This window comes from Halomonas sp. SCS19 (assembly GCF_040147015.1).
GTDB classification, from domain to species: Bacteria; Pseudomonadota; Gammaproteobacteria; order Pseudomonadales; family Halomonadaceae; genus Halomonas; species Halomonas litopenaei.
In genome coordinates, this window is sequence record NZ_JAMSHN010000001.1 from 941,189 (window position 1) to 966,096 (window position 24,908).

A 24,908-nucleotide genomic window follows, 5' to 3' on the forward strand; every position below is an offset into this window, starting at 1 on the left:
GGGACGGATCCCTGGACAAGAGGTATCGATGCGCCTGCCATTCGCCAGACACCCGGCTTCCCGGACGGTGCCCGGCTCCACGGAGCGAACCACGCTGGATCCGCGCGTGCACCTGGACCTGGCCCAGCTGACGGCGCTGGAACCCCAGGGCCGCCGCCTGCGACTGCTGCCGCGCCAGCCGGCTCGCAGCGTGCTCAATGGCCGCCATGGCTCGCACCTCCGGGGGCGCGGCCTGGACTTCCTTGAACTACGCGACTATCAGCCATCGGACGACGTGCGCAACATCGACTGGCGGGTCACCGCGCGCACCGGCACTCCCCATGTACGGGTTTTCACCGAAGAGCGCGATCGCCCTGCCCTGTTGGTGGTCGACCAGCGCATGTCGATGTTCTTCGGCAGCCGCCACGCCATGAAGTCGGTCACCGCCGCCGAAGCCGCCGCGCTGCTGGGCTTCGCGGTGCTGGAGCAGGGCGACCGGGTCGGCGGCATCGTGGTCAGCGACGAGGCCGTCGAAGAGTTCCGGCCGCGTCGCTCCCGGGCCCAGCTGATGCGCTACCTGAGCGTCCTGGCCCAGGCCAACCAGGCCTTGCATCCACAGCACAAGGCACCCGCGCCGACCTCGCTGGATCAGGTACTGACGTCGGTGGCACGCCTGGCCAGCCGTGACCACCTGATCATCCTGCTCAGCGATTTCGACGTTCCGGGCCCGCGCACCGAAGCGCTGCTCGGCGCCATCCGCCGCCACAATGACCTGATGCTGGTGGCGGTCAGCGACCCCTTGTCCGAGCGCTTGCCTGACGACCTCGCCTGCGTGGCCACCGACGGTCAGCGCCACGCCCGCTTTGATACCTCCGACGCCGATCAGCGCCGGGCGTTGGAAAGCGTGGCCAGGGAGCGCCGCCAGCAGCTCGAGCGCTGGTCACGTCAGCTTGGCGTGGGCCTGGCGTCGCTGTCTGCTGGCTCCCCCACCCTGCCCCAGCTGCGTACCTTACTTGGGCTGCCGTCCGAGGGTGCTGCTGGTTCAGACGCTGGCGATGACCGGGCGACAGGGGGGCCGCGATGAGTACCGCTGCGAGCAACGACGATATCGTGATGTTGCCCGACCTGATCGATCAGCTGTCCGAGGCACCGGTTCCCCCTGCGATCCCCTGGATACCCCAGACCTGGGGCTGGTCGCTGCTGGCCGTCGTGATAGTGGCGCTATTGGCGCTATGGGGCATCCGTCGGTATCTGCGCTGGCGTGCCGATGCCTATCGCCGCGCCGCCCTGATCGAGCTCGACCAGCGCCTGGATGACGAAGGAGCGATCGCCCTGGCGGAGATCCTCAGGCGGACCGCCCTCTCTGCCTATCCGCGAGAGCGTGTCGCCGGCCTGACCGGCCAGCGATGGTGGCGCTTTCTCGATGCAAGCCTGGGCGACAGACGCCCCCCGCATTTCGACGGCCCGCTGGGCCAGGAGCTGTCCACGGCGCCCTACCGGGCCACCCCGACAGACGGCACCACGCCCCCATCGGCGGAACTCGTGGCACTGAGCCGACGCTGGATCCGCCGCCACCGTCGCGATATTCCCCAGGAGTCGGCGTCATGATCGAACTGGCGACGCCCTGGGCGCTGGCCCTGCTGCCGCTGCCTTTACTGGCCTACTGGCTGCTGCCAGCCCACCGCCAACGGCTGGCAGCGCTGCGCCTGCCGTTCTTTCAGCGACTGGTGGAGGCCGCCGGTGTCTCGGTTCCGCGCGGCCGCCAGCGCTCGCCGCTGGCTCGGCTGACACAGCCGCTGGTGTGGGGACTGATCGTGCTGGCCCTGGCCCGTCCGGAGAAACTCAGCGAACCCATCGTCTGGCAGAGCGCCGCCCGCGACCTGATCCTGGCGGTGGACATCTCCGGCAGCATGGATGAGTCCGACCTGATCGATGCCGAGGGTGAGCCCCGCCAGCGCCTGGCGGCGGTCAAGGAGGTCATCGCCGACTTCGTCGCCGATCGCGAGGGCGAGCGTCTGGCGCTGATCGTGTTTGGCTCGCGGGCCTACGTCCAGGCGCCGCTGACCGAGGACCTCAAGACGCTGACCACGCTGCTCGACCAGACCGAGGTCGGCATGGCCGGCCCGCATACCGCGCTGGGTGACGCCATGGGTCTGGCCATCCGCCAATTCGAGGCAAGCGACGTGGAACAGCGGCTGTTGATCCTGCTGTCCGACGGCGCCGACACCGGCAGCCGCATGAGCCCCATCAACGCCGCCTCCATCGCCGCCGAGCGCGACGTGCGGGTGATCACCATCGCCATGGGTGATCCTCAGGGCAGCGGCGAAAACCGCGTCGATAGCGAAACCCTCGAGGCCATCGCCGAGACCACCGACGGCGCCTTCTTCACCGCCACCGACCAGCAGGCACTTGCCGCCATCTACGCGCGGATCGATGAACTGGCACCGCGTGAGGTCGCCACCCACAGCTATCGCGAGCACCGCTCGCTGAGTCACTGGCCGCTCGCTCTGGCGGCGGCGCTGGTGCTGCTGACCCTGGCGCTCGATCGCCGGCAGTTGGTCCGCTCGCGGACGGCTGGCGCTCCCTCTGGCGGGAAGGCAGATGCCCGGACAGACGTCGCCGAACACCCTGATACCAGCCGCGGTGACAACACGCAGGAGGGCACGCCATGAGCGAATGGCTCGACGGTCTCTCTGCGCTGCACCTGCTGCGTCCACTGTGGTGTCTGCTGCTGCCGCTGGTGGTGGTGCTGTGGTGGTGGCGCCGCCGGACTCCCTCGGCAGACATCGGCGGTGACCATTTTGCCCCCCACCTGGCCACTGCCCTGCGTGCCGATGGGCACGACCGTCGCCGACTGCGGCCGCTGGACACCCTGGCGCTGCTGGCCATCCTGCTGATCCTGGGCGTTGCCGGTCCCGCCTGGACGCGCATGCCCAACCCGCTGATCGCCCAGAGCGCCCCGCTGGTGGTGGTGCTGGAGGTCAGCGCCAGCATGGACCAGAGCGACGTGCCACCAAGCCGCATGGAGCGCGCCAAGCACAAGATCCAGACCCTGCTCGAGCGTCGCGACGGCGCCCGTACCGCCTTGATCGCCTACGCCGGCAGTGCCCACCAGGTGGTGCCGCTGACCGACGACCCGGCGCTGGTCACGCCCTACCTCGAGGGGCTTTCCAGCGACGTCATGCCGGAAGACGGCGACGCCGCCGGGCAAGCGCTGGCGCTTGCCGCCAGCGTGCTCGACGGGGCTCGACGCGACAACGCAGGGCTTCCCGGCGCGGTACTGCTGGTGAGCGACGGCGTCACCGCGCAGGGTTCCGTCACGGCCGGTCTCGGCGAGGATGACACCCTGCTGGTGCTGGACATGAACGCTCCCGGCAGCTCCGGGACAAGCACGGCGTCGGTGGCAGGCGCGACCCGCGTGGGGCTGAGCGTTGACGACGCCGACGTGGACGAGATCACCCGCCGTCTGGCCGCCACCTACCAGCAGGCGCTACGCGATGACGACCGCCTGGCCTGGGAGGATCGCGGCGTATGGCTGGCCTGGCCGGCGGCACTGCTCGCTCTACTGGGCTTTCGCCGCGGCTGGCAGCTCGGCCTGTCCGGCCTGGCGCTGCTGCCGGTGCTGTGGGCCGGGCCCGTCACGCCGGCCCTGGCCCAGGAGGCGTCCCGGGCCACCGAGACCCTCGACACCAGCCTGGCGGGAAGGCTGACCCAGGGCCTCGCGGACGCCTTTCTGACGCCGGATCAGCAGGGCCGATGGTGGGCCGAACGCAACGACTACGGCCGTGCGGCCCGCCACTTCGAGGATCCGGCCTGGCTCGGCTATGCGCTCTACCGCGATGGCCAGTACCAGGCGGCGGTCGAGGTGCTCGACCGGCTCGACAGCGCCGATGCCGCCTTCACCCAGGGGCTGGCGCTGATCAAGAATCGTCAGTACCGCCCCGCCATCGACGCCTTCGAGACGGTGCTCGCGCGCGACCCCGACTATCCCGAAGGTCAACGCAACCTGGAACTGGCCAGGGAGATTCTCACCTACGTCGAGGACACCCGTGAGCAGTCCGATACCGGCGAGGAGCTCGGCATCGGCGCCGACGACGTGGTATTCGACAATGAAGAGGCCCGGGGTGAGGACACCGAACAGCCGGTGGAGGAACCTGGCCAGCAGATCACCGCCGAGCAGTGGATCGAGACCCTGGACACCGATACCAGCGACTTCCTGCGCCAGCGCTTCGCCATCGAGGCGCAGGCTCCCGCTAGCTCTGATAGTGATAGCGACAACGACAGGGAGACGGCGCCATGAACCCACGTCGAGTCAGCCGCGCCTCGCGCCCTGGCAAGAGTGCGCCGCGTCTGGCGGGGCTCATGCTGCTGTCGTTGCTGCTGTCGTCGCTGGCGCTGACGTCGACGCTTTGCTCGGCCGCAGCGACAGCGGCGGATACCAGCTCGTCCCCGGTCCGGCTCACGGTCGAGCTCGAGCCGCAGGAGCTGGCGCCCGGCGACAGCGCCGAGCTGCGTGTCCAGGTGCTGGTACCCACCTGGATGCCTGAGCCGGTGACCTTTCCGAGCCTGGACCAGCCGGGGCTCAGGGTGACCCTGGGCGATCGCGCCACCACCCCGACCAGCCAGCGCGTCGATGGAAAGACCTGGTCCGGTGTCTCGCGCCGCTATCGCCTGACGCCACTGTCCGCCGGACGCTTCGAACTGGGCAGCGGCAGCCTCGAGGTCACCTATGCCTCTCCCGAGGACAACTCCCCGACCCAGCAACGCCTCACCCTGCCACCGGTGACCCTGACGGCCCAGCTGCCCGAGGCCGCCGAGGGACTCGAGCCCTATCTGTCGGCCCGCGACATCGAGCTGACCCAGACGCTCGAGATCGTGCGAGCGGGCAAGCACGGAGAGAACGGCAAGAACGGAGAGAATGGCAAGAACGGAGAGCAGGCGCAGGGCCAGAAGGGAGACGATGGTGATGCTGACGACACAGAAAACGCGGGCGACGACCGACAGTCACCTGAGCAAGACGATGCCGACGACGACAGCGGCCCCATCGAGCTCGAGGCCGGCGACAGCGTCACCCGCACGGTCACCGCGCGACTGAGCGGCGGCAGCGCCCTGCTGCTGCCCGACCTGCTGTCTGCAACGGCCAAGGAGGCAGGCGACGAGACAGCAATGGCCCCGCTCGGGGTCTATCCCGAGACACCACGCCTTGAAGAGTCCAGCGATGGCGGCACCCGTACCGACCGCGTGACCTATGTGGCAGAAACCGGTGGCAAGAGTTCTCTGCCCGGAGTCTCGCTGCGCTGGTACGATCCCGAGAGCGACAGCCTGGCGCAGGCAGAGCTTGCGCCGATCGAGGTCAGCGTCTCGGCGCCCCGCGCCGCTCGCAGCGCAGAGGACTGGTCGCGCCTCGTTCTCGGCGTCTTGCCCTGGCTGCTGGGACTGGTGCTGCTGGTGTCGCTCGCCACCTGGCTGTGGCGGCGCCTTGCCATCGGTGCCAAGGTGCGTGCGCATTGGCAACATCACCAGCAACAACAGCGCCAGCGTCGCGAGGCCAGCGGCGTGGCCGGGCTTCAGCGCCTGAAGCGATCCCTCGATGCCCGCGACCTGGTCGCGGTGCGCCGACACTGGGAGGCCCTGGAACCCCATCTGGACAGCAATAGCGAGGCGCGCGCCCGCTTTGCCAACCAACTCGACGCCCTGTGTCGCGCCTGCCTCGGTCCCGACCGCGAGATCGCCAAGCCAGCGGCAGGTTTTCGCGATACTGGTGGCGATGGCGGCGGCGATGGGGATGGCGGCGGCGATGGCATAGACAATAAAGAATCCCTCTGGCAACGCCTGGCACAGGCCCTGCCAAGTGCACGAGAACTTGCATCATCGCGCCCTGCAAACCGACAGCTTGCCCACGACCGCCTGACGGCGTTGAACCCGACTGCACAAGTGACCCGACGTAATGCGTGAACCTGGCCGTTTATCCTTTCTTCGATGCCTGCGTGCTCGACTTGCGACGCTCCTTCCGAGCGTCGAGTCCACAGGGCCCGCACCAGCGCTTTCGTCGACGCTGACACCAGCGCTTTCGATGGTATCGGCACCAGCGCTTGCCATGGCCCTGATGGCGGGGTTGCTGGCCGCACCGGAGAGCATTGCCCAGACGCCTCAGGGAACGCCCCAGGGAACGCCCCCGACGACGGCCACCGAAGCCAAGGGCTACGCCCCCGAAGGAAGCTGCGCCTCCTGTCACGAGGCCGAGACCCAGGCATGGCAGGATTCCGACCACGCCTGGGCGCTGCGCGACGCCACCCCCGACAACGTACTGGGCGACTTCGACGAAGCCAGCTTCGAGGATGGCGAGGTCAAGGCACGCTTTCACCGCCGAGGCGATACCTTCCTGGCGACCCTGGAAGGACCGCAGGATCCCGCCGAGACCTTCGAGATCCGCCACACCTTCGGCGTACGCCCGCTGCAGCAGTATCTGGTGGAGCAGCCAGGGGGACGACTGCAGAGTTTGACCATCGCCTGGGACTCGCGCCCCGCAGGCGAAGGTGGGCAGCGCTGGTTCTCGCTCTACCCGGGCCAGGCGTTTACCCCCGATGACCCCCTGCACTGGCGCGGGCGCTACCAGAACTGGAACGCCATGTGCGCCGACTGCCACTCGACCAACCTCGAGAAGCACTACGATCTTGAAAGCGACAGCTTCGCCACCACTTGGCACGAGCAGAGTGTCGGCTGCCAGAGTTGCCACGGCCCCGCCCAGGATCACCTGGACTGGGCGGCCCAGTGGCAGGCCGACGAAGACGCTCCCGAATCCTCTCCCGCCTCAAGCGGCGATATGGGCCTTGCCCTGGATCTCGCCGAAATGGACGCCCCCGAGCTGGTCGAGCAGTGCGCTCGCTGCCACAGTCGTCGCCAGATGCTGGGCGCGGGCCCGGTGCATGGTGCTCCGCTGACCGATGCCGCCCTGCCGAGCCTGTTGGGCGAGGGCATGTACCACGCCGACGGCCAGATACAGGGCGAGGTCTACGTCTATGGCTCGTTCACCCAGAGCCGCATGTACCAGCAGGGTGTCGGCTGCGTGGACTGTCATGACCCGCATACCAGCGAGGTAAAGATCGAGGGCAACGGCCTGTGCCTGCAGTGCCACAACCCGGCGCCTCCGCCGCGTTTCCCGACCATGCAGCGCAACAACTACGACAGTCCCGAGCACCATCACCATACCCCCGGCAGCGAAGGCGCCCAGTGCGTGAGCTGCCATATGCCCGAGACCACCTACATGGTGGTGGACCCGCGTCGCGACCACAGCTTCCGGGTGCCCCGCCCGGATCTCGCCGAGGCCACCGGTAGCCCCGACGCCTGCACCGGCTGCCACCAGGACCTGTCGCCCGCCGACGCCGCGGCGCAGATTCGTGAGTGGTTCGGTGACGACAGCCGCAGCGCCAGTCGTTCCCACTACGGTGTGGCGCTTCAGTCGGCCCGCCTGGGCCGCCCTGAAGCGCCGGACTACCTCAAGGCGCTGATCGAGGATGACGATACTCCGGACATCGTGCGCGCCACCGCGGTGGACGAGCTCACCCCCTTTGCCGGCGACGCCCTGCCGACGCTTGAGCAGGCGTTAAAGGACGAGTCCCCACTGGTCCGCGCCGCCGCAGCGCCAGTATTCGCCCAGGCCCCCGAAGGCGCCAGGGTCGAGCTGCTGCTTCCACTGATCGATGACGAACGCCTGGCGGTCCGCGACGAGGCGGTCAAGGCGCTGGCCGGCACCTCGTTGATGGTCATGCCACAAGAGCGTCGTGCAGCCTTTCTGGAGGCACGTCGCGACTACGAGCGGCGCCTGGAGCAGAACGCCGACCTGCCCGGCAACCGCCTCAACCTGGCGGTACTGCTGGCGCGCACCGGACGCGAGGACGAAGCCGAGCGACAGTATCGTGCGGCGCTGGCGATGGACCCCTACTTCCTGCCGGCCCGCGCCAACCTGGTCACCCAGCTCAGCGCCGAAGGCCGCCAACAGGACGCCCGAGCACTGCTGAAGGACGGCATCGCCCTCGATGGCATGCCCGCGCCGGATCGAGGCCACCTGGCCTACCTGCTGGCGCTGTCGCTGGCAGAGGATGGAGGGATGCAGGAGGAGGGTGGGATGGAAGAGGCCCTGTCCTGGCTTGAGAAGGCCGCCGAATGGCGCCCGGACCACGCCCGCACCCACTACAACCGCGGACTGATGCTGGACCGCCTGGGACGCAAGGACGAGGCCCTGGCGGCGCTCGAGCAGGGACGCCGGCAGGCACCCGGTGATCCCGACCTGCTCTACGCCCTGGTCTACGTCAACGCCACCAGCGGGCGCATCCCCCAGGCGCTGTCGGCCCTGGCCGAGTTGCGCCGGCTGCGCCCCGACGACCCACGGCTGGGGCAGCTGGAGCGCCAGCTACGCGGCAATCAATAGCATCCCTGAAGATGCCCTGCCCCCTTCGGCCTGGACGGAAAGTACCTGGGCACGTCGACCGACGACGCCCAGGCGCTGATGCGACAGCCAAAGAGTCGTCGGGTGGTTGGCGGTGGGGTCGTCGGTGGCGTCGTCGGTGCAGCCGGCCTTACGCCTCGCTCTCGTCCACCACCAGGCGATTGCGCCCCTGGCGCTTGGCCGCGTAGCTGGCCGCATCGGCACGTTCGATGGGGGCGTGAATATCGGCATCGCCTTCACGAAACTCGGTGATGCCGAGGCTCGTGGTGACATGGTATTCACGCCCCTCGTGGACCACACAGGTGTCATTGATCGCTGTCAGGATGTCTTCGCCGATGCGTTGCGCCTGGGCCAGCGTGCAACTTGGTAGCAGCACCGCGAATTCATCGCCGCCCTGGCGTGCCACGTGATCGCTGCTGCGCACACAGCGGCCGACTTCCCGAGCGATGCGACGCAGCATCTCGTCACCGAGCGGGTGGCCACCCTCATCGTTGATCGGCTTGAACCGATCCAGGTCGAACAGCATCAGAACGGAGGGCTTGGCCATCTTGCGCCAGTCCGCCATGGCCTCTTCGAGGCGACGCTCGAAGCCTCGTCGGTTCAAGAGGCCGGTAAGGGGATCGTGTTCGGCCTCCCACTGACGTATTGCCTCCTGCTGACGACGGGCGGTGATGTCCTTGACGGTACCGACGAAGCCAATCACCTCGGTATCGATGGCGACCTGGCTGGCGTGAACCTCCAGCCATAGAAGCTCGCCATCGGCCCGCCAGTAGCGGTATTGACGCAGAAAGTCCTTCCCTGAGGCCATGCTGTAGCGCCACAGCTCGATCGCCGCATCGCGATCCTCGGCGTGGATCGCCTGGACCCAGCCATAGCGGTCCTGCCCTTTCATGGTACGACCGGTCAACTGGGCCAGGGCGTCGTTCATGTAGGTGATGCGCCCCTGGGTGTCGGTCACGAACATGCCCACCGGCGAGGACGCCAGCACGCTGTCGAGGAACGCCTGACGTCCGCGCAGATCATTCAGCGCCCGGTTTCGCTCGACCTCCACGGCATTGAATGCCTCGGCCACCTGGGTCAATTCCTTCATCTCGGTACCCAGCGAGACGCGACCACGCAGCCCCTTGCCTACCTGGGCGATCTGCGACTGCAACTGGTAAAGCGGCCGTAGCAGCAGCCACACCATCCAGCCAAGAAGCGGCAGCAGCAATAGCGCGATACCCACCCCGACCCAGCTAAGGCGTTTCAGCAAGCCCCACAAGGGCGCCAATACCTGGCCTTCCGGTAAGAACACGCCGACGATCCAGTCCGCCGGCCACACCTGCCGGTAGGCCTGAAAGGTCATTTCGCCATTTACCGTAGGTCCATAACGCTCGCCCTCCCAGCCATCGAGGGCCAGGTCCAGGGCCGGGTTGTGCGAAAGGTCTCCCAGCGTCCCCATCACGCGCTGGCGGTCAGGGTGATAGAGCACCTGCCCTGAGGCGCTGAACACGGCTGCGTAGCCTTCGTTACCCAGCCGGACCCGGCTCAAGCGTCGGAAGATACCGCCCGAGTGAACTTCGACTACGCCTCCCAAAGCCCCCATGAAGCGACCATCGTCGCCCTTCAGCGGCACCAGTAACAGCACCAGCGGAAGCCCGGTAATACGCCCATAGATGGGGTCACTGACGTAGGGCCGCCCGACCTCGCGCAAAAAACTGAAGTACTCGCGATCGCTGATATCGAGCCCTTCGCGCCCCGGTGTCACCGGCCAATCGGTGACCACCCTGCCGTCGCCGTCGAATACCACCAGGCCGTCGAACAGCTCGAGCAATACGCTGTTTTCCTTCAACACCCCACCGCCGGGGTCGAGCAACGCGCCACTCGGGTGCCTGGACGCCACCCGCTCAAGCATCGCCAGGCGTGTCTCGATCTCTTCGGTCACCTCATCGGCGATTAGATGCGTCTCGTAACGCAGGTGAGAAAAGTTCACCTCACGCACCAGGTCCTTGCCGGTGTACCAGCCCCACGCCAGCAGGATCGTCACCACGACAACCCAGGTCATCGCCAGGCCAGTCATCATTCTCAGTTGCAGCGAGAGCGAAGCGACAAATCTGCACAGCTTGGGCACGAAGGCTTTCCTTCAGGGTCGAACCGCCGGTGGCGGTGGTGCGAAATACGTTACATGCATCGTGAATAGCATAAATAGTAACGCTAAACATCCATTTCCTATAAACGAAATAGAAAGGTTCGATTGTTCTTCGTCGACAGCGGTCTATACCTTATATCGGACCAGACCAAGAGCAGGAGACGCCACATGACCCGCAAGACAATGACCACCAGCGCCGGTGCCCCCATCGGTGACAACCAGAACAGCCTGAGTGCGGGCCCCCGTGGACCTCTGCTGCTCGAGGACTACCAGCTTCTCGAGAAACTCGCTCACCAGAACCGCGAGCGCATCCCCGAGCGCACCGTCCACGCCAAGGGCTGGGGCGCCCACGGCACCCTGACCATCACCCAGGACATCACCCGCTACTCCAGGGCCAAGGTCTTCACCCCGGGTAGCCAGACGCCGATGCTGGCCCGCTTCTCCACCGTGGCCGGCGAACAGGGTGCGGCGGACGCCGAGCGTGACGTGCGCGGCTTCGCCCTGAAGTTCTACACCGAGGAAGGCAACTGGGATGTGGTCGGCAACAATACGCCGGTGTTCTTTATCCGTGATCCGTCCAAGTTCCCGGACTTCATCCATACCCAGAAGCGCCACCCGCGCACCAACATGCGCTCGGCCACCGCGGCCTGGGACTTCTGGTCGCTGTCGCCAGAGTCACTGCATCAGGTGACCATGCTGATGTCGGACCGTGGCCTGCCCACCGACGTTCGTCACATCAATGGCTACGGTTCCCACACCTACTCATTGATCAACGCCGACAACCAGCGCGTGTGGTGCAAGTTCCACTTCCGCACCGCCCAGGGTCACAAGCACTTTACCGATGCCGAGGCCGAACAGGTGGTGGGCAAGAGCCGCGAGACCACCCAGGAAGACCTCTACAACGCCCTGGAAAACGGCGACTACCCGCGCTGGAACTTCTTTATCCAGGTGATGACCGAGGAACAGGCCAGGCAGGCGCCGTTCAATCCCTTCGACCTGACCAAGGTGTGGCCCCATGGCGACTACCCGCTGATCGAGGTCGGCTACTTCGAGCTCAACCGCAACGCCGACAACTACTTTGCCGAGATCGAGCAGGCTGCCTTCTCACCGTCCAACAAGGTGCCGGGCATCGGCTTCTCGCCGGACAAGATGCTGCAGGCACGGGTGTTCTCTTACGCCGACGCCCACCGCTACCGCCTCGGCACCCACTACGAGGCGCTGCCGGTCAACCAGCCGAAGTGTCCGGTCCACCACTACCACAAGGACGGCCCGATGCGCTTCTTCGCCAACGGAGAGCAAAACGGCGACGCCTACTACGAGCCCAACTCCTTCGATGGACCGACCGAGGACCCGAGCGTAGTGGAACCGCCGCTGCCGCTGGAAGGCGACGCCTGGCGCTACGACCATCGCGAAGGCAACGACGATTATTCGCAGCCGCGCGCCCTGTTCGAATTGATGAGCCCGGAGCAGCGGGAGCGACTGTTCGGCAATATCGCCCGGCATATGCAGGGTGTCCCGGACTTTATCAAGGAGCGTCAGCTCGGCCACTTCGAGAAGTGCCACCCGGAGTATGCTGCCGGTGTCCGTGAGGCCATCGCAAGGGTCGGTGACTGACCCATCTTGCCACCAGGCGAGAAGTGCCACCCGCTGACCAATCCCGTCACAGCACGTCCCCATGCCCCCGCCTAAAGGCGGGGGTATTTTTTTGTGTCCACCGTGGTGGCATCGTTCGGCTTGTCGGGCGACCCCACCGGCCAGAGACCAACGTCTTGCACAAAAAACGGGCCCCGAAGGGCCCGTCCTGTTGTCACCACTCGCGACGATACGTCGCTCGCGATATCAGTTGTCGAGCACGACCTTGAGCTCGTAGTTGTTGGGGCCGTCCTGCGCGTTGCCGAACTTCTGACCGGTGACCCGAATGTGGTACATACCCGGATCCAGCTGGGTGGTCAGATCGACGTTGCCGTTGAAGCCCTGACCTTCACCCTCGGCGACGATACGCCCGGAGGCATCGGCCACCTCCATGGTCAGGCGATAGGTGTCTTCGTCGCCCGGCGGGAAGGTCGAGGTGGTGATACGCACGCTGCTCGGCTCGGCCACGTTGAAGCTCAGTACCTCACCACGAGCGCGAATCTTGACGTCGGTCTTGACGCTCTGCACCTGACGCTCATCCGGGTTATCGCTGCGCGCTGCACTACCGCTGACGCTGGCTGCCGCGCCAGCGCCGGCGGCTGCACCTGCTGTGGCACCGGCCGCCGAGGAGGAACCCGCCACCCCGGCCGTGGACGCCGTGGTGGCCGCCGAGGCACCTGCGCTTGAGGCCACTTCGCCTGCTGCCGCTGCGGAGGAGGCAGACGCAGAAGTCGCTGCTGCGCTGGAGGACTGGGCTGCGGCAGACTGAGTCGCGGCGGCCCCGGAGGCACCGGATTGACTACCCAGGGTAACCACGGCGTCACGACTGGTGACAAAGGCGCTCTGGCTCCCGTCACGATCCGAGCCCACGAACTGCAAGCCGGTGCCATCATCCACCTCGATACGATTACCACGATCATCGAGACCCACCACGGCGATGCTGTAGCCGTCGCCGGCGCGACCGCGTCGACCAAAGCGGGTGCCCTTGACCTGCAACTCGTACTTGCCGGGTGTCAGGCGACTCTCCAACTGGAGACCACCATCCTGGCCGTAGCCCTCGCCCCGAGCGATCACGTTGCCGGCATCGTCCATCAGCACCGCATCGATCTGGTAGCTGTCTTCATAGCCTGCGCTGACACGGCTCTCGAAACGATAGACCCCTTCTTCCTCTACCTCGAAGTCATGGGCATGGGGGGACCCGAACATGAAGCTCTGGCTGCGGGCGTCACTCTCCGGCTTGAAGAAGCCGGTCAGATCGAGCTGGCGGTTCTCCTCACGGAAGCGCTCGGTCATGGCACTGTCAGAAGCCTGTACGGTGGTACCTGCAAGGGCAACACCAAGCGCCAGCAGCGCCGCGGGTAGGGTGACGTCTTTCATGGATCCTCACATGCTTGCCGATTGAGAGCAGAAAAAAAGCCGATCCCGGAGGATCGGCTTTCGTTTATAGCGTTCCAACGCTAGGGGGTCAAACCTGTCGGATTAGAACAGGTAGGTCAGACCCACGGCGTAGCCGTCACCCTGGTCGTTGTCACGGTCACGCACGGCGCCTTCCACGTAGGTGTACATGGCGTCGGAGATGTTGTAGGTCACGCCGGCAACAAACTCGTTGTGGTTGTCGTCGTCGTTCTCGTCATCGTTGGCGCTGTCGAAGTCGCTGAAGCCGCTGCCACCGAAGTCGATGTACTGGTAGGAGCCGTAAACGTCACCCATACCGTCCAGGTAGCCGTAACGGGCACCGATGGCGTAGTAGTCAGCGTCTTTCAGCAGGTCGTTGTCGGACTCGAAGCGCTCGTACTTGACGGCAACGCGCAGGCTGTCCCACTGGTACTGCATGGTGACACCGTACTGGTCGCCCAGGTCGCTATCGATGTCCACCGTTTCTACACTGTTAGTGACGCTATCACCATCAACATCGGTAGCGATGTAGGTGAATGACTGATCTTCGATGTCGTAGATACCCAGATCGTCGTAGACACCGGCGATGGAGAAGCCGCCGTAGGTGTACTTCAGACCACCGAAGATAGAGGCCTCACCGGAATCGGTCAGGTTCTCGGACTCGCCGTCACCCTTGTACTGGGTACCCAGAGCGAACTGGAAGCCGCCCCAGACCGGAGAGGTATAGGTGATCTTGTCGCCTTCGGGATCACCGACGATAACGTCAGCGTCGCCAGCTTCGTCACCCGGAGCACCCTTGAAGGTGTTGGAGTCGGAAACGTCGAAGTATTCGTTGTTGGAGATCGGATCCTGGATCCAGTCGTCCAGCAGGGAATCGTAGGAACCAACGCGAGCGTCACCGAAGTTGCCCTTCAGGCCGATGTAGGCGGTGTCGCCTGCATCACGACCGGCGACCTTCATTTCGTCGGCCTTGAAGTCGTCGATTTCGATCTTGGCGTAGCCGATCAGACCGTTGTAGATGACGTGCTCGGCGGCGAAGCCGAAGGTAGAACCGTTGTCGGCGATCTCGTCACGAGTTTCGCCATCGTCATCCTTGACTCCGGCGTAGACCAGCTGGACGTTGCCGTAGATGTCGAGTTTGGTGCCGTCTTGGTTGTAGACGGTGGCGGCCTGGGCACTGACGGCGGTAAAGGCGGCAGCACCGGCGATGGCAGTCGCTAACAGTGTCTTTTTCATTGCTGAGTTCCTTTTGACTAGCTTGCTGTTTCGATCGTTGCTGCGCTTGGCAGCCTTGGCTTGCCGGTCGTTGCCGGCTCGTTTTTCTGGCCTTGTGGTTCCTGGCAGGGAACCGAGGCAGCGAGCCTGACAGCGGCGAAGCCTTGTTATAGTCCAATGCTCGCAAGGGCAACCATATACCGGGATTCTCAGGAGCGCAACAAGAAAAAAACACTGTTTTCGTTCCCGCCGCCCCTCGATTCGACACCGATCCCTGCGAAGGCGCCGCCAGCGCTGGAACCGGAAAAACGACTTAACGAACATTGTTCGCTAACCTCGAACCGATTCTGCACAAAGTGCTGCGCCGGGCATAGCGACTACATCATGCCCCGCTGATGTGACGCTTTCAAGTCAGCTGGGTTGAACACTGTCGACAGTCGTCAACGGCGGCGGCCGTCCATAAGGACCGCACAATTGAGGACCGCACATCAGGACCAGGCATAAAGCGCCCAGACAACGACCACACCCAAGGAGCGCGGTCAGTGACTACCATTGTGGCGGGCCATCAGGGCGTCGAGTTTGCGCTGTAGCCGCGACTCCTCGCTGTCGTGGCCATGAGACTGGTGCCTGGACTCGTTCTGCGGCTGGTGGAGATGCGGGGGGCGCCCCTGTGACATCGCCGTGCGGCTGCTCTGTTCACTCTCGACTTCCCGATGGGGCTGCGGGTCGGCCTTTGATGCCCCCTGGGGTTGATTGCCCTTGCCTGCGCCAGCGCGCCGCCGGCCCTGGCCGCTGCGCCGCTGCGACACCTTGCCGCGCCCTTGCTGCTCCGCCTGCAGGCGGTCCAGCTTGCGCTTGGCGTGTTCGGCGGCCTGGGCATCGACCGCTCCGACCAGCGCGCCCTGCAGATCGATACGCTCGGCGCCTTCCCTGACCGACTTGAGATACCGCGGCAGGTTGACGTAGCAGGCCAGGGCCCGCCGCACCAGCTTCTCGGGCCAGGGCTCGCTGGCCGCCAGGTCCTCGTGGATGCCCACCTTCAAGGGACGGGTGTGGCCCTTGAAGAAGGTCTTGTCATAGCGCTGGTACCACTCACCCAACAGCGCCTGGGGAGACGGCGCCTTGTCGATGGCCAGATCCCCCTGGCGGCCAGCCTCGTCGGAGGCCGTCGCTTCGGATGTATCACCCTGGAGGTCAGCGTCCCTGGAAGGCGCCCCTTGGCTTTGTTGGCTTGACTGCGACCGAGAGGCGTCGGATGACACCGTCGCGTCAGTGGACGGTTCCGGGGACGCCTCGCTGGCCGTTACAGCCGATGCGACCTCGCCGGCAGGCCCGTCCACTCGCCCAGCATCCAGGTCAGAGGCTTGCTCAGGAGACTGGACAGGGGCTTGCTCACCGCTGTGCTCGGCAGATGTCTTGTCGGCTTGCTCGGTTTGCTCAGCGGCTGTGGAAGCCGCTGTCTGGTCAGAGGCCTGGTCGGCTGCTTGTTCAGTCGTCCGATCGCCTGTCTCGTCGGCTGACTGATCATCACTGGCATGACGCGGGCGATGCTGCATCAATGCAGCCAGGCCCTGGGCGCGTCGCTTGGGACGTACAAAGGCGGGGGACTGAGGCTCGGCCTCGGGATGTTCGACGCGCTCACGCAGCCTGGCGTTGTGGGCCTCGAGTTCACGATTCTGTTCGTCGAGTTCGCGATTTTCCTCGGTCAGTTCGCTGTTTTCTTCAAACAGCGCCTGGCGCTCGGCGCGCAGTGCCTCAAGCTCCGTCTCGAGCTGTCCGCTGCGTTCGACGGCGCTGCCAAGCTGCGACTCAAGCTCGCGCTGACGCTCTCGGGCGGCGGTCAATTCGGCGTTCAGCTCAGCGCTCAACCGCTCTCGCTCCGACGCCAGCCGTTCGCACTCCTCGACCAAGCGCCGGCGCTCGTCGGCCATACGCTGGTGCTCGCTGGACAGCTGCCGCTCGCGCCGACGCCCCTCACGCAGTCCGTCCAATAGCGTCGCCGTGCGTTGCTCGAGCGCCTCCAACGGGTGTTCTGCGTGTGTCTCGATCACGTCGACTCCTCCAGGCTCAGCAAAATGCCGCGTTGCAGGGGTGACTCCGGTCACGCCCCGCTGTTGTCAGGGTTGTCGCCACAGTCTGTGCCAGGGCTTGCGATGTCGCAATTGTCGCCGCTCGGCGACGCTCATCGTGTCACCTGCAAGACGCCAATTTCGTCCCGTGGCGACTACCGCAAATCCGCAACCAGGCATTAGGCGCTTCAGCTCTCGGCTGAACGCTCGTAGCGAACGAAGCGGTAGGCGGGCTGGCCTTCGCTCGGCGAGCCGGCTTCGCTGGCGACTTCCTGCCAGTCGCCTTCAAGCGCCGGGAAGTGGGCGTCACCTTCGATATCGACATCCACCTCGGTGAGATAGAGCCGCGATGCGATCGGCATGGCCTGGGCGTAGATCTGAGCCCCGCCCATGACCATGATCTCTTCGGCGGCCTCGATGGTGGCCTGACGGTCGGCCAGTTCGATCGCGCTGGCCAGGTCGTGACAGACCCTGACGCCATCGTGATGAAAGGAGGTGTCACGGGTGACCACGATATTCAGCCGGTTAGGCAGCGGACGGCCGATGGACTCGAAGGTCTTGCGTCCCATCACCAGGGGCTTGGCCTGGGTCATGCGCTTGAAGAACTTGAGGTCCTCCGGCAGGTACCAGGGCAGCTGGTTGTCGACCCCGATGACCCGGTTACGCGACATGGCGGCGATCATCGCCACCGGCACGAAGGTGTCGAGCCTCGCCAGATCCTGGCCTTCGCTCGCATTGTCGGCGCTGCTCATACCGCTACCTCGGCCTTGATATGGGGATGGGGTTCATAGTCGTGGATGCTGATGTGCTCGAAACGGAAGTCGAACAGGTTATCCACCGACGGCTCCAGCTCCAGGCGAGGCGCCCGGGTGGGCGTTCGACTCAGCTGCAACTCGGCCTGTTCGAGATGGTTCAGATAAAGGTGGGCATCCCCCAGGGTGTGAACGAAATCACCGGGGACAAGACCCGCCACCTGGGCGATCATCCGAGTGAGCAGCGCGTAGCTTGCGATATTGAAGGGAACGCCAAGGAAGATGTCGGCACTGCGCTGATAGAGCTGGCAGGACAGCTTGCCGTCGGCCACGTAAAACTGGAACAGGCAATGACAGGGAGGCAGTGCCATCTCGTCCACCAGCGCCGGGTTCCAGGCGGACACGATCAGCCGCCGTGAGCGCGGGTTGGTGGCAAGCTGGTCGAGCAGTGTCTCGATCTGATCGACGCTGCCACCGCGAGGATCCGGCCAGCTACGCCACTGATAGCCATAGACAGGGCCGAGGTCGCCGTTCTCGTCGGCCCACTCGTCCCAGATACGCACGCCGTTTTCCTTGAGGTAGGCGATATTGGTATCGCCCTTCAGAAACCACAGAAGCTCATGGATGATCGAACGCAGATGCAGCTTCTTGGTGGTCACCAGCGGAAAGCCGCGGGACAGATCGAAGCGCATCTGATGACCAAAGATCGAGCGTGTGCCCACGCCGGTGCGGTCGTCACGCTCGATACCTTCGTCCAGCACCTTGCGCATCAAATCCAGATACGGCTGCTCCAGGGCGGGAAGGTCGGTGGCTTCGGCAGCGCTATCAACAGGCATCGGGATTCACTCGCTTGGTCGTGACGGATTCGGGACGGTTTCTCGAAACCAGAAAAACCGGCAATTGTACTGCTCGGCATGCTTCGATGCCAGACGCGGCCAGCTTGGCGCGGCCAGCTTGGCGCGGCCACCGGGGCCCGGTCTGCGTGACGCAGCCTCTCGGGCGTGACCAACTGGGCCCGGCCAAGGCGGCCGCATCATGCATCGGCGGATCGTCAGCGCCTAGCCGGCCGCAGGCACCTTGCTGGCATCCACCGGCTGGCGGCGAGACCAGGCCACCAACAGCACGCCGAACAGGATCATCGGCAGGCTAAGCAGCATGCCCATGGTGACCCAGCCAAGGGCAATGAAGCCAAGCTGCGGGTCCGGCTGACGCACGAACTCCACGGCGAAACGGCTCAAGCCGTAGATCAACAGGAACAGACCAGAGACCAGGCCGCGACGTCGCGGTGTGCTCGACACCCACCACAGCACCACGAACAGTACCAGGCCTTCGAGCAGCGCCTCGTACAGCGAGGAAGGATGGCGCGGCTCGGGGCCGTAGCCAGGGAACGGCATGCCCCAGGGAAGGTCAGTGACGCGGCCTGGCAGTTCGTGATTGATGAAGTTACCGATGCGCCCGGCCCCCAGGCCGATCGGCACCAGCGGCGCGACGAAGTCGGTCAGGGTGAAGAACGCCAGGTTCTTGCGCCGGGCGAATAGCAAGGCCGCCAGCAACACCCCGAGCAGGCCGCCATGGAAGCTCATGCCGCCGTCCCACACCTTGACGATCCACAGCGGGTCCGCGAGCCACTGATCCAGCCCGTAGAACAGCGCGTAGCCAAGGCGTCCACCGAGCACCACGCCGAGGGCGGCGTAGAACAGCAGGTCGCCCACGTCGTCCCGGGTCAGGCCGATGCGGTGGGCGCGTCGACAGCCCAACCACCAGGCAGCGACAAAGCCCACCACGTACATCAGTCCATACCAGTGGACCTGGAGCGGACCCAGCGAGATGGCAACGGGATCGATCTGGGGATAAGACAGCATAGTCGGTAGATTTCCTGAAAGTGACCGAGGTGACCAGAGAGTAACGTAGCGCTATACAAGCGGATGACCGCCAGAAAAACGCCACAGCGGCAATAGGACAGCAAGCGGCGGCGACGGTTCGCTACAGCAGGAAGCCGAGCCCCACCACCGTCAGCAACAGCGCGAACGACAGCTTGAGCACCCGAGCGGGCAACCGATGCGCCAGTCGCACACCAAGCCGCGCACAGGGAACGCTGGTCAGGGCAATCCCCAAAAGCGCCGGCAGCATGACAAAACCGAAGGCGCCATCGGGCAGTCGCGGATCACCAAGGCCAACGGCGATGAAGGTCACCGCGCCGACCAGGGCGATGGGCAGTCCGCAGGCCGCCGAGGTACCGACCGCCTGGGTCATGCTGGCACCGCAGCGAATCAGCCAGGGAACGCTCAGTGTCCCCCCACCGATACCGAACAGGGCAGAGACACCTCCGATGACACCGCCGGCGACGACCATGCTGCCACGCCCGGGGGCCTGACGCCCCGCCTTGGGCGAGCGCCCCAGCACCAGCTTGGCGGCGACCAGCAGCAGAAAGACGCCGAACAGCGTGCCGAGCAGGCCGCCCGACAGGGCGCCGGCAACGAACACCCCAAGCACGGCGCCCATCACCAGCCCCGGCAGCAGCGCTACCAGCCAGTCACGCCGAATGCTGCCCCGGCGAAAGTGGCCCCAGGCGGACGAGGCGCCGGTGATCACAATGGTCGCAAGCGAGGTCCCCACCGCCAGGTGCATGGCCACCTCGCCGGACACCTGTTGCAGCGCGAATACCGTCATCAGGCTGGGCACGATGATCAGCCCGCCACCCACGCCGTAGAGACCGGCCAGGAAGCCCGCCGCGGTACCGAGCGCCAGATAGGAGACCAGGGACGCCAGCATCAGACCGACCTCGTCGGCAGCGGCAACCAGTGATCGAGCAGTTCGAGCAGCGCCTGGGGACGATAGGGCTTGGCCAGCCAGGCGTCCATGCCGGCCTGCTGAAAGCGCGCCTGGTCCTGGTCGCTGGCATTGGCGGTCAGGGCGATCACCACCGCACGCCGGCGGCCAGAGTCCGCCGCTTCCATCGCGCGTAGACGACGGCAGGTCTCGACGCCGTCGATATCCGGCAGCACGATATCCATCAGCACCAGATCGACGGCAACCGCCGCCAGCCGCTCCAGCGCTTCCTCTCCGCGGGTCGCGGTCACCACCTCGACGCCTCGGCGCTCGAGAACCTCCCGCGCCAGCATCAGGTTGACCGGACCGTCGTCGACGATCAGCACCCTGGGTGTCGCTTCGTCGGCCGATGACTCGGAAGGCTCTGCCACAGGCGCCGTGTCGGTGCCGTCCTCGAGGTTGTCGAGCAACAACCGTATATCGCTCAGTCGGCGTAACGCCTCGGGCTCGGCGCCGTCGCCGGCCCGGTTGATCAGCTGATCGAGCTCGGCGATCAAGGGCGCCAGTGCCTTGCCGACGTGGCTCAGGTAGCTCGACTTCAGACGCGACTCTTCTCTGGCGCGGGACAGCGCCGCGGCCAGGCGCCGGCTTTCGTGCTCCCAGTCGCTGGGCTCGCCCAGCGAATCCGGCGTGTTCTCTGCTCGGCTATCTACTCGGCTATCTACTCCGATATCTGCTCTGACTTCCACCTGGCTTTCGAGCCAAACCGCATCACCGCTCTCGACGTCAGGCGGACTGCCACGCCGTCTTTGGCCTGCCTTCGGTCGAGCGTCGATGGCCTCGAGCAGCCACCTGACTCGCTCCATCAGCGAGTCTTCCGGCGAGGGGGCTTCGTGCCGCCCATCGAGTTGTGGCGACAACTGGCTCTCGACCCGTTCGAGCAGGCTGTCGAAGTCACGCTGAGCGCGGGATAGGCGATGCTTGAGCAGCACCAGGAAGACGAGGATGTTGAGCGTGGTGCCCACCAGCAGACCCATGACGATCCACAGGGTGGTGCTCCAGCCGGCGGCGGCGGGCATCAGCCAGTGCAGCGAGGCGCCCAGCACCAGACACAGCGCCAGCAGCACCCCCTGGGCGGCTACCACCGGCCACAGGATGGGAATCACCAGCCTGCGCCAAAAGCGATCCCTGCTATCGTCGCCTTCCATCTTCCATCCTGTTGAATGAAGAAGCCAAGAGTGTACGTTGCCGGCCGCAGCCTGTCATGGTGGCACAGTTGCAGGCTCTCCCCGGATTCCCCTGGGCAGAAAATCCGGCTACGCTGCGCCCATGTGCCTGATTGCCTTTCACTTCGCCCCGGACAGTGCGCGGCCGATCACCTTGATCGCCAACCGCGACGAGGTCCACGCGCGCCCCACCGCGCCCCTGGCCGCCTGGCCGGACGCCCCGGGACTGGTCGCCGGTCGCGACCTCGAGGCCGGCGGGACCTGGCTCGGCATCCATCGTCGCGGCCGCTTCGCCGCCATCACCAATGTTCGCGACCCGGAACTGATACCACCGCAACCGAGCGAAAGCCGCGGCCTGCTGGTGCGCCGTGGCCTTGAAACCGATGACCTCGAAGCCTGGCTCGAATGCCAGAGTGCGGGCGAGGCATTGCGCTACGGTGGCTTCAATCTGCTGATCGGCGACGGCAAGCGGCTTTGGCACCTCGAGCGGCATCGCCACGGCTGCGCACTGCAGGCGGTCGAGGCCGGAGTGCACGGCCTGTCCAACGCCTCTCTGGATACCCCCTGGCCCAAGCTGGTCCAGGTGCGCAACGCCCTGGCCGAAGACATCGCCGAGGCCAGACACGCCTCCCTGGCAAACGCCCGCCAGGGCTTCCTCGACCGCCACCCGGCGCCGGACGCTAGCCTGCCGGACACCGGCGTGGGGCTGGAGCTCGAACGCTTCCTGTCACCGGCCTTTATCGTCGGCGACGACTACGGCACCCGTGCCACCAGCGAGTTGACGCTGCACCGCGACGTGAACGGCGAGCGTTTCGACATCTCTGAACGGCGCTTCGGCCCGGGCGGGCGGCCTCAGGGCGAGACTCGGCTGGCGCTGACCATCGAACGAGACGGCTGAAGCGTCGCTGGCCACGCTGCGAGATGCCAAGGCGCGCGGCCTTCCTTGACGGCCGCTGCCTCGCTCAATCCCTGGGCGGCAGCAGATGGGCCAGCTGCCAGGCCTGCATGCGGTTCGCCAGGTGGGCGCGCACCTCCGCTGGCGTATCCAGCGCAAGGGTCTGCTCCACCAGCTCGGCTGCCGCCTCCCGCGATATCCGGCGAATGGCCGCCCGCACACGGGGCAGGTTGGGGCCATTCATCGACAGCACCCGGAAGCCCATGCCCATCAGCAGCAGCGCGCCAGCCGGGTCGCCGGCGAGTTCGCCACACACCGAGGTCGGCACGTTCAGCTCGCTGCTCTCGGCGGCCAGGCGATGCAGCGCCGACAGCACCGCCGGGTGACAGGAATCGTAGAGGTCGGCGACCCGCGGGTTGTTGCGATCCACCGCCAGAAGGTACTGGGTCAGGTCGTTGCTGCCCACGGAGAAAAAGTCGACCCGCGCCGCCAGTGCCTTGAGCTGGTAGAGCGTCGCCGGCACCTCGAGCATCACCCCGAGGCGCGGCCGGCGCACGTCCACCCCCTCTTCACCCAGCTCGATGATCGCCCGCTCGATCAGCTTCAGGGTGTCATCGACTTCATCGACATTGGTCACCATGGGCAGCAGCAGCTCGAGGTTGTCGAGCCCCTGGGAGGCCCGGAGCATGGCGCGCAGCTGTACCATCAGCACTTCGGGGTGGTCCAGGGTGACGCGAATACCGCGCCAGCCGAGGAAGGGGTTGGCCTCTTCGATGGGGAAGTACGGCAGGTCCTTGTCGCCACCGATATCCAGGGTCCGCATCACCACCGGAAGCGGTGCAAAGCTCTCGAGCTGCTCCCTGTACAGCCGGGTCTGCTCCTGCTCGCCGGGGAAACGTTCGGTGATCATGAACGGCACTTCGGTGCGATACAGGCCAACCCCGCCGATACGCGTCTTGAGCGATGCGACCGTATCGACGGTCAGTCCGGTATTGACCATCAGCGTCATGGCGTGACCGTCCGGGGTCACGCTGGGCAGGTCCTGCTCGTGTTCGAGCAGCGCCGCCAGGGCCTTCTCCTCGTCGATCTGGCTCTGGTAATGGGCCACCAGCTCCGGACCAGGACGCACGAACACGCGCCCTCGGTGACCATCCAGCACCAGCGGGGCGCCGTCGAGTCGCGGCAACGGCAGGTCGATCATCCCCGACACCAGCGGAATACCCATGGCCCGGGCGATGATGGCCACATGGGAGTTGCTCGACCCTCGTACCGAGATCAGTCCGCCCAGTCGGTCCCGGGGCACCTCGCCAAGCAGCGCGACGCTGATCTCGTCACCGATCAGGATGGCCCCCTGGGGGTAGTGTTCGGGCAACCGCGGCGACTCTTCCTGCAGATGGGCCAGCACTCGACGTCCGAGATCGCGCACGTCGGCGGCACGCTCTCTCAGGTAATCGTCGTCCACCCGCTCCAGATACTGCACATGGCGGCGCACCACGTCGGCCAGGGCGCCGGGCGCCCACTGGCCCTCGCGGATGCGCTTTTCGACTTCCTGGGACAGCGCCGCCTCACCGAGCATCTGCTGATAGACGTCGAACAGCGCCAGTTCCTGGGCCGAGATACGATTGGCCAGCCGCTCGCCGGCGGCACGAATCTCTTCGCGCACCCGAGCGATGGCGTCCTTGAGCCGTGCGATCTCGAACTCGACGTCGGTGGGCACCAGATCCGGCACGCTGTCGAGATCGGCCGGCGGTGACAGCACCACCGCCTCGCCGATGGCCATGCCGGGTGAGGCGGCGACCCCGATGAAGGTCGCCTGGACGCCGGGAAAGGCCGGGCAGGTCAACCCACCAGTGGCCAGCGCATGGGCCAGCACGCCGGCAAGCTGGGCGCCCATGGTGACCAGGAAGGCCTCGTCGGATTCATCGTAACGACGACGCTCTGCCTGTTGCACCACCAGTACACCGAGCATGCGGCGCTGATGGATGATGGGCACACCGAGAAAGCTCGAGTAGCGCTCTTCACCGGTGGCCTCGAAGTAACGGAAACTGGGGTGAGCCTGGGCGTCCTCCAGGTTGAGCGGTTCCTCGCGGCGAGCCACGGTGCCGACCAGCCCCTCCCCTACCGGCAGCGCCACCTGGCCCACCGCCTGGGTTCTCAGGCCGATGGTCTCCATCAGCACCAGCGCATCGCGTTCGCCGTCAAACAGGTAGAACGAACAGACATCGGTCTGCATCGCCTTGCGTGTCCGGCGCACCAGGGTCGCCAGCGCCGCGTCCAGGCTGCGCGCGCTGTTGACCTCCTGAATGATTCGTTGCAGGACCTTGAGCATGGAAAGGTCTCACCCCTGTTCTTGTACTGGTCCGGCCATGGGGCGACCGAACGATAAGTGGGAGGCAGCAACG

At 65.8% G+C, this 24,908-nt stretch carries 18 protein-coding genes; 8 read left to right on the plus strand and 10 right to left on the minus strand.

Going from position 1 to position 24,908, the window contains the following annotated elements:
• The first annotated feature begins 28 nt into the window (after positions 1-28).
• The 6 genes from NFH97_RS03850 (at position 29) to NFH97_RS03875 (ending at position 8,407) form a co-directional block, all read left to right on the plus strand.
• Entirely contained in the window at positions 29-1,063 is a 1,035-nt protein-coding gene (locus NFH97_RS03850) for a DUF58 domain-containing protein (protein ID WP_349624459.1), read from the plus strand.
• A complete protein-coding gene (locus NFH97_RS03855) occupies positions 1,060-1,587 on the plus strand; it encodes a DUF4381 domain-containing protein (protein WP_349624460.1) in 528 nt (175 codons plus the stop codon). The genes NFH97_RS03850 and NFH97_RS03855 overlap by 4 nt, the downstream gene beginning before the upstream one ends.
• Positions 1,584-2,651 carry a VWA domain-containing protein gene (locus NFH97_RS03860; protein WP_306169187.1) on the plus strand — a complete coding sequence of 356 codons (1,068 nt, stop codon included), beginning with the start codon at positions 1,584-1,586 and terminating at the stop codon, positions 2,649-2,651. Before NFH97_RS03855 ends, NFH97_RS03860 begins: the two co-directional genes overlap by 4 nt.
• Positions 2,648-4,279 carry a VWA domain-containing protein gene (locus NFH97_RS03865; RefSeq protein WP_349624461.1) on the plus strand — a complete coding sequence of 544 codons (1,632 nt, stop codon included), beginning with the start codon at positions 2,648-2,650 and terminating at the stop codon, positions 4,277-4,279. The genes NFH97_RS03860 and NFH97_RS03865 overlap by 4 nt, the downstream gene beginning before the upstream one ends.
• On the plus strand, positions 4,276-5,934 hold the full coding sequence (locus NFH97_RS03870) for a hypothetical protein (protein WP_349624462.1): 1,659 nt from the start codon (positions 4,276-4,278) through the stop codon (positions 5,932-5,934). The genes NFH97_RS03865 and NFH97_RS03870 overlap by 4 nt, the downstream gene beginning before the upstream one ends.
• Before the next feature lie 118 nt (positions 5,935-6,052).
• On the plus strand, positions 6,053-8,407 hold the full coding sequence (locus tag NFH97_RS03875) for a tetratricopeptide repeat protein (protein ID WP_349624463.1): 2,355 nt from the start codon (positions 6,053-6,055) through the stop codon (positions 8,405-8,407).
• Between the two features lie 148 nt (positions 8,408-8,555).
• On the opposite strand, the gene NFH97_RS03880 is transcribed toward NFH97_RS03875, so the two are convergent.
• Complete coding sequence (locus NFH97_RS03880) at positions 8,556-10,535, minus strand: sensor domain-containing diguanylate cyclase (RefSeq protein ID WP_349624464.1); 1,980 nt, start codon at positions 10,533-10,535, stop codon at positions 8,556-8,558.
• A gap of 186 nt (positions 10,536-10,721) precedes the next feature.
• Between NFH97_RS03880 and NFH97_RS03885 the strand changes: the two genes are divergently transcribed.
• Positions 10,722-12,167: a catalase gene (locus tag NFH97_RS03885; RefSeq protein WP_108131411.1), complete on the plus strand. Its 1,446-nt coding sequence runs from the start codon at positions 10,722-10,724 to the stop codon at positions 12,165-12,167.
• 225 nt (positions 12,168-12,392) lie between these two features.
• Here NFH97_RS03885 and NFH97_RS03890 read toward each other — a convergent pair whose 3' ends face one another.
• The 8 genes from NFH97_RS03890 to NFH97_RS03925 form a co-directional block, all read right to left on the minus strand.
• Positions 12,393-13,562, minus strand: a complete 1,170-nt coding sequence (locus NFH97_RS03890) for a hypothetical protein (protein WP_108131410.1) — start codon at positions 13,560-13,562, stop codon at positions 12,393-12,395.
• A gap of 102 nt (positions 13,563-13,664) precedes the next feature.
• Complete coding sequence (locus tag NFH97_RS03895; RefSeq protein WP_108131409.1) at positions 13,665-14,816, minus strand: porin; 1,152 nt, start codon at positions 14,814-14,816, stop codon at positions 13,665-13,667.
• A 518-nt stretch (positions 14,817-15,334) separates the two neighbouring features.
• Positions 15,335-16,846, minus strand: coding sequence for a ProQ/FINO family protein (locus NFH97_RS03900; protein WP_349624465.1), 1,512 nt, complete (start codon positions 16,844-16,846; stop codon positions 15,335-15,337).
• A 206-nt stretch (positions 16,847-17,052) separates the two neighbouring features.
• Positions 17,053-17,616 carry a dihydrofolate reductase gene (locus NFH97_RS03905; protein WP_222515572.1) on the minus strand — a complete coding sequence of 188 codons (564 nt, stop codon included), beginning with the start codon at positions 17,614-17,616 and terminating at the stop codon, positions 17,053-17,055.
• On the minus strand, positions 17,613-18,452 hold the full coding sequence (locus tag NFH97_RS03910) for a thymidylate synthase (protein WP_349624466.1): 840 nt from the start codon (positions 18,450-18,452) through the stop codon (positions 17,613-17,615). Before NFH97_RS03910 ends, NFH97_RS03905 begins: the two co-directional genes overlap by 4 nt.
• Before the next feature lie 222 nt (positions 18,453-18,674).
• Complete coding sequence (gene lgt, locus NFH97_RS03915) at positions 18,675-19,478, minus strand: prolipoprotein diacylglyceryl transferase (RefSeq protein WP_108448163.1); 804 nt, start codon at positions 19,476-19,478, stop codon at positions 18,675-18,677.
• Positions 19,479-19,599: 121 nt separating this feature from the next.
• The gene (locus NFH97_RS03920; protein WP_045994147.1) at positions 19,600-20,388 is read right to left on the minus strand and encodes a sulfite exporter TauE/SafE family protein; all 789 of its coding nucleotides are present in this window, start codon (positions 20,386-20,388) and stop codon (positions 19,600-19,602) included.
• Positions 20,388-21,593: a response regulator gene (locus NFH97_RS03925; protein WP_349624467.1), complete on the minus strand. Its 1,206-nt coding sequence runs from the start codon at positions 21,591-21,593 to the stop codon at positions 20,388-20,390. Before NFH97_RS03925 ends, NFH97_RS03920 begins: the two co-directional genes overlap by 1 nt.
• 121 nt (positions 21,594-21,714) lie before the next feature.
• Here NFH97_RS03925 and NFH97_RS03930 point away from each other — a divergent pair, with 121 nt between their 5' ends.
• On the plus strand, positions 21,715-22,509 hold the full coding sequence (locus tag NFH97_RS03930; protein WP_349624468.1) for an NRDE family protein: 795 nt from the start codon (positions 21,715-21,717) through the stop codon (positions 22,507-22,509).
• A 64-nt stretch (positions 22,510-22,573) separates the two neighbouring features.
• Here the strand turns inward: NFH97_RS03930 and ptsP are convergent, their stop codons facing one another.
• A complete protein-coding gene (ptsP, locus tag NFH97_RS03935; protein ID WP_349624469.1) occupies positions 22,574-24,835 on the minus strand; it encodes a phosphoenolpyruvate--protein phosphotransferase in 2,262 nt (753 codons plus the stop codon).
• Positions 24,836-24,908 lie beyond the last annotated feature (73 nt).

Excerpts from the sequence above, each read along its gene's own strand:
- NFH97_RS03855 (WP_349624460.1), top strand. The coding sequence starts at position 1,060 with ATGAGTACCGCTGCGAGCAACGACGATATCGTGATGTTGCCCGACCTG.
- NFH97_RS03890 (WP_108131410.1), bottom strand. The coding sequence starts at position 13,562 with ATGAAAGACGTCACCCTACCCGCGGCGCTGCTGGCGCTTGGTGTTGCC.
- NFH97_RS03885 (WP_108131411.1), top strand. The coding sequence starts at position 10,722 with ATGACCCGCAAGACAATGACCACCAGCGCCGGTGCCCCCATCGGTGAC.
- NFH97_RS03860 (WP_306169187.1), top strand. The coding sequence starts at position 1,584 with ATGATCGAACTGGCGACGCCCTGGGCGCTGGCCCTGCTGCCGCTGCCT.
- NFH97_RS03870 (WP_349624462.1), top strand. The coding sequence starts at position 4,276 with ATGAACCCACGTCGAGTCAGCCGCGCCTCGCGCCCTGGCAAGAGTGCG.
- NFH97_RS03895 (WP_108131409.1), bottom strand. The coding sequence starts at position 14,816 with ATGAAAAAGACACTGTTAGCGACTGCCATCGCCGGTGCTGCCGCCTTT.
- NFH97_RS03920 (WP_045994147.1), bottom strand. The coding sequence starts at position 20,388 with ATGCTGGCGTCCCTGGTCTCCTATCTGGCGCTCGGTACCGCGGCGGGC.
- NFH97_RS03910 (WP_349624466.1), bottom strand. The coding sequence starts at position 18,452 with ATGCCTGTTGATAGCGCTGCCGAAGCCACCGACCTTCCCGCCCTGGAG.
- NFH97_RS03865 (WP_349624461.1), top strand. The coding sequence starts at position 2,648 with ATGAGCGAATGGCTCGACGGTCTCTCTGCGCTGCACCTGCTGCGTCCA.
- NFH97_RS03925 (WP_349624467.1), bottom strand. The coding sequence starts at position 21,593 with ATGGAAGGCGACGATAGCAGGGATCGCTTTTGGCGCAGGCTGGTGATT.
- lgt (WP_108448163.1), bottom strand. The coding sequence starts at position 19,478 with ATGCTGTCTTATCCCCAGATCGATCCCGTTGCCATCTCGCTGGGTCCG.
- NFH97_RS03905 (WP_222515572.1), bottom strand. The coding sequence starts at position 17,616 with ATGAGCAGCGCCGACAATGCGAGCGAAGGCCAGGATCTGGCGAGGCTC.
- NFH97_RS03875 (WP_349624463.1), top strand. The coding sequence starts at position 6,053 with ATGGTATCGGCACCAGCGCTTGCCATGGCCCTGATGGCGGGGTTGCTG.
- NFH97_RS03850 (WP_349624459.1), top strand. The coding sequence starts at position 29 with ATGCGCCTGCCATTCGCCAGACACCCGGCTTCCCGGACGGTGCCCGGC.
- ptsP (WP_349624469.1), bottom strand. The coding sequence starts at position 24,835 with ATGCTCAAGGTCCTGCAACGAATCATTCAGGAGGTCAACAGCGCGCGC.
- NFH97_RS03930 (WP_349624468.1), top strand. The coding sequence starts at position 21,715 with ATGTGCCTGATTGCCTTTCACTTCGCCCCGGACAGTGCGCGGCCGATC.